The organism is Polaromonas sp., from assembly GCF_031411155.1.
Taxonomy (GTDB): domain Bacteria; phylum Pseudomonadota; class Gammaproteobacteria; order Burkholderiales; family Burkholderiaceae_C; genus Polaromonas.
This window is the reverse complement of record NZ_JANOAL010000240.1, coordinates 1-3,446: the sequence shown is the minus strand read 5'-3', so window position 1 is coordinate 3,446 and position 3,446 is coordinate 1. Positions and strand designations below refer to the sequence as shown.

5 protein-coding genes are annotated in these 3,446 nt (G+C 66.1%); all 5 read right to left on the bottom strand.

Annotated elements, in window-relative coordinates:
• The coding region (locus tag RMO23_RS14510) for a hypothetical protein (RefSeq protein WP_309682938.1) at positions 1–695 on the bottom strand (695 nt) is incomplete at its 3' end.
• A gap of 141 nt (positions 696–836) precedes the next feature.
• The gene (locus RMO23_RS14505; RefSeq protein WP_309682936.1) at positions 837–1,622 is read right to left on the bottom strand and encodes a zinc-dependent peptidase; all 786 of its coding nucleotides are present in this window, start codon (positions 1,620–1,622) and stop codon (positions 837–839) included.
• Positions 1,623–1,653: 31 nt separating this feature from the next.
• A complete protein-coding gene (locus RMO23_RS14500; protein WP_309682933.1) occupies positions 1,654–2,454 on the bottom strand; it encodes a UDP-2,3-diacylglucosamine diphosphatase in 801 nt (266 codons plus the stop codon).
• A gap of 39 nt (positions 2,455–2,493) precedes the next feature.
• Positions 2,494–3,000, bottom strand: coding sequence for a peptidylprolyl isomerase (locus RMO23_RS14495; protein ID WP_309682931.1), 507 nt, complete (start codon positions 2,998–3,000; stop codon positions 2,494–2,496).
• A gap of 37 nt (positions 3,001–3,037) precedes the next feature.
• On the bottom strand, positions 3,038–3,446 hold a 409-nt coding region (locus RMO23_RS14490; RefSeq protein WP_309682929.1), incomplete at its 5' end, for a peptidylprolyl isomerase.

Here is a 3,446-nt window from a genome sequence, read left to right as displayed (position 1 = left end):
GACACCGCCGAGGCCTCGCGTTCGCCATGCGCCGTGCCGAGCCTGGGGCTGCGCGGTGGCGCGAATGACGGCGCGGCCCTGGCCAGGCTCTCGGCGGCGGGCGCGTCGGCGCTGCCGCGGTCGGCCAGTGTGCCGCTGGCGCCAGCGCTGTTGGCCGCAGCGGGGAGGGGCGCGCTTTTCAGCCGGCCCGAGGATTCCTCGCCTTGCTCGCCGCGCCAGCGCTGCTCGGGCGCCTGGGCCAGCGGCTCGGGCAGCTGCTCGCGAAACAGCGCAACGCCAATCACGCCGACATGGCCGGGCCGGCCGGTGCGCCCGGCATACGAGTCGCCGGCGGCCGAAAACTCAAACGCGGCGACCTCGCTGCTGCTCTTGCGCCAGCCGGTGATCTGGTAGGGCTGGTAGGGCCCGAACACATAGCCGGTCTGGTCCCAGGCGGCGGTTTCGCCGTTCAGCACATTGACGCCATCGACCGAGGTGACGGCCAGCACGCGCTCGCCAAGCCGGTTGCGCACCGAGATGGCATACTTCGCGCCCGGCTGGCCGGCCACCCAGTAGTCGCCCCGGTGGTAGTGCAGCGGCAGCGCCCGGCCGGTGCCGCGGTCTATCACGCTGATATCGGCGAGCTGGCCTATGGCATGGGCCTGCAGGCTGGCGCAGGCCAGCACGATGGAAAGGCCAAGAAATTTTGCGGTCATGTCGGCTCCAGAAAAAAAAGGGTGGAGCTGACTGAAACGAACGGGGCGGGGCGATGGGGTTAAGGCGCCCGAAAAAAAATAAAACGGCGGCTTTGGGGGGGCTTGATGCGCTATTTAATTGATAGCAGCTTGCGCGTATTCTTATTGGACTGGAGGCCTTTTTGGCTCAAAAAATGCGTCAAACAGCTCGGCCAGCGGCGCAAAGTCCTGGGCAAAGCGCGGGCGGTTCATGAAGTAGGCTTCCGAGGTCACGGCAAAAAATTCGGCGGGGGCGGTGGCGGCGTAGGCGTCGAGCCAGGGCGGCTCGCCGCCAAAGCGCTGGGCCATCGCCACCTGTTCGCAAAAGGCCTCATAGGCGGGCAGCATCACGGCGCGCCAGGCGGCGTAGGCGGCGCGGCCGGGCAGCGGCGGGCAGCCGTTGGCGCTGCCGTCACGCATGTCGATCTTGTGGACGAACTCGTGAATCACGACGTTGTAGCCGCGCTCGGCCCGCCCGCCCGAGGCGGCCACGTCCTGCCAGCTCAGCGTGACCGGGCCGCCCTGCATGGCTTCGCCGGCCAGCACCTCGCTGTAGCGGTGCACCACGCCGGCGGCGTCGGTGGTTTCGCGCCGCGCCAGCATGGCGCCGGGGTGCACCACGATGCCCTTGAAATCGTCATACAGCTTCAGGCCCAGGTGCAGCACCGGCAGGCAGGCCTGCGCCGCAATCGCCACCGCCATCGCGTCGGTCACCTCCAGGCCATGCGCGCCGCTGAATTCCTTTTGCGCCAGAAAGCGGCTGGCCAGCAGCCGCAGTTGCGCCAGTTCGGCGGGCGGGCGCCGGGCCAGAAACGGGTAGTGCGCCAGCGTGGCTTGCCAGAGCGGTTGCGAGATGGTGTCGGGGCGTCGGCCCGAGCGCTGGAGCAGGGTGTGAAACCAGTTGGGCATGGGGGCGGGCGCGAAGCCTGGCGTTTAGCGTTTAAAACAGGGCGATGCGTTGCAGGCCGTCGGCCGTCAGGCGCAGCAGGTCGGCGCGTGGCACGGCGGCCTGGGCGTCCCAGTCGCTCAGCACCACGCGCGACAGGCCGTTGCCCAGCGCATGCGTGGCCGGCTTGTGGGTGTGGCCGTGAATCAGGGTGTGGGCGTTGGCGGCGGCCAGCCATTGGCGGGCGGCGCCGGCATCGACATCGGCATAGACCGCGCCCGACTGCTTGCGCGCCTCGCTTTGCTGGCGCAGCCCGCGTGCAATGGCCTGGCGCTCGGGCAGGGGTTTGGCCAGAAAAGCCTGCTGCCAGGCCGGGCTGCGCACCTGCTGGCGAAAGCGCAGGTAATCGACATCGCCCAGGCACAGCGCGTCGCCGTGCGACAGCAGCCAGCGCTGGCCGGCAAAGCCCAGTACGGTCGGGTCGGCCAGCAGGGTGCTATGGCACTGACCCATCAGCGCCGGCCCGACCAGAAAGTCGCGGTTGCCGTGCATGAAAAAGAGCGCCAGCCGGCTCGACGCCTGGCCCAGCACGCGGGCGCAGCGGGCTTCAAAACTGTCGATCATGGCCGACGGGTCGGCGTTCACGTCAGCGCTCACCGCGTCATCACCGACCCAGACCTCAAACAGGTCGCCCAGCATGAACAGCGCGTCGGCCGGGGTGGTTTGCAGGTAATGCTGCCAGGCGGCAAAGGTGGCGGGCTCGGCGGCCTGCAGATGCAGGTCCGAAATGAAATCGACCGTGCGCCAGGCGGGCGGCGCAAGAAGCTCCGCGGCCTGGGGCACGGTCTGGGCCATGGTCAATGGACTGACAGGCTGACTGACGTGACGGGCGGTTTAGAGGGCGACCGCTTTTTCAATCACGACGTCGGTTTGCGGCACATCGCTGTGGCCGCCCTTGTTGCCGGTTTTGACGGCCTCGATCTTGTCCACCACCTCGGTGCCGGAGATGACCTTGCCGAACACGGCGTAACCCCAGCCCGAACCGCTGGGGGCCGTGTGGTTCAGAAAACCGTTGTTCGAGGCGTTGATGAAAAACTGCGAACTGGCCGAGTGCGGCGCATTGGTGCGCGCCATGGCCACGGTGTACTTGTCGTTCTTCAGGCCGTTGGTGGCTTCGTTTTCAATCTCGCCGTCGGTGGGCTTTTGCTTCATGCCGACTTCAAAGCCGCCGCCCTGCACCATGAAGCCGGGAATCACGCGGTGAAACACGGTGCCCGCGTAATGGCCCTTGTTGACGTAGTTCAAAAAGTTGGCGACGGTCTTGGGTGCCTTGGCAGCGTCAAGTTCAAGCGTGATAACGCCGTGGTCCTTGATGTGGAGTTCTACTTTTGGGTTGCTCATGAGGGGTCCTTTGGAAAAAAAATCAGGGGAGGGGAAATCAGTTGACGATGCTGGCTGATTTGATGATCACCGGCGTTTTGGGTACATCGGAAGGAAACGGGCCGCCAGCGCCCGTGGGGAGTTCCTTGATCTTGTTGACGACTTCCATGCCGCTGGTGACCTTGCCGAACACGGTGTAGCCGAAGAGCTGCGGTGCGTTGACCAGCTGCGCGCGCGGCGTGTTTTCATAAACGCGGCCCTGGTATTCGAACTTCGGCACCGGGTCGCCCGGCGGGATCAGAGTCGGGTTTAAAAAGTCGTTGTCCTTGACGTTGATGAAGAACTGCGACGAGGCTGAATTCGGGTCGTTGGTGCGCGCCATCGCCAGCGTGCCGGTGAGGTTTTTCGAGCCGCCTTTGGCCAGCGCCTCACGGCCTTCGTGGGCGACGGGCGGGCGCGTTTTTTTC

Bases quoted from the DNA above. Each gene is read 5' to 3' on its own strand.
- RMO23_RS14500 (WP_309682933.1), bottom strand. From the start codon at position 2,454: ATGGCCCAGACCGTGCCCCAGGCCGCGGAGCTTCTTGCGCCGCCCGCC.
- RMO23_RS14505 (WP_309682936.1), bottom strand. From the start codon at position 1,622: ATGCCCAACTGGTTTCACACCCTGCTCCAGCGCTCGGGCCGACGCCCC.
- RMO23_RS14495 (WP_309682931.1), bottom strand. From the start codon at position 3,000: ATGAGCAACCCAAAAGTAGAACTCCACATCAAGGACCACGGCGTTATC.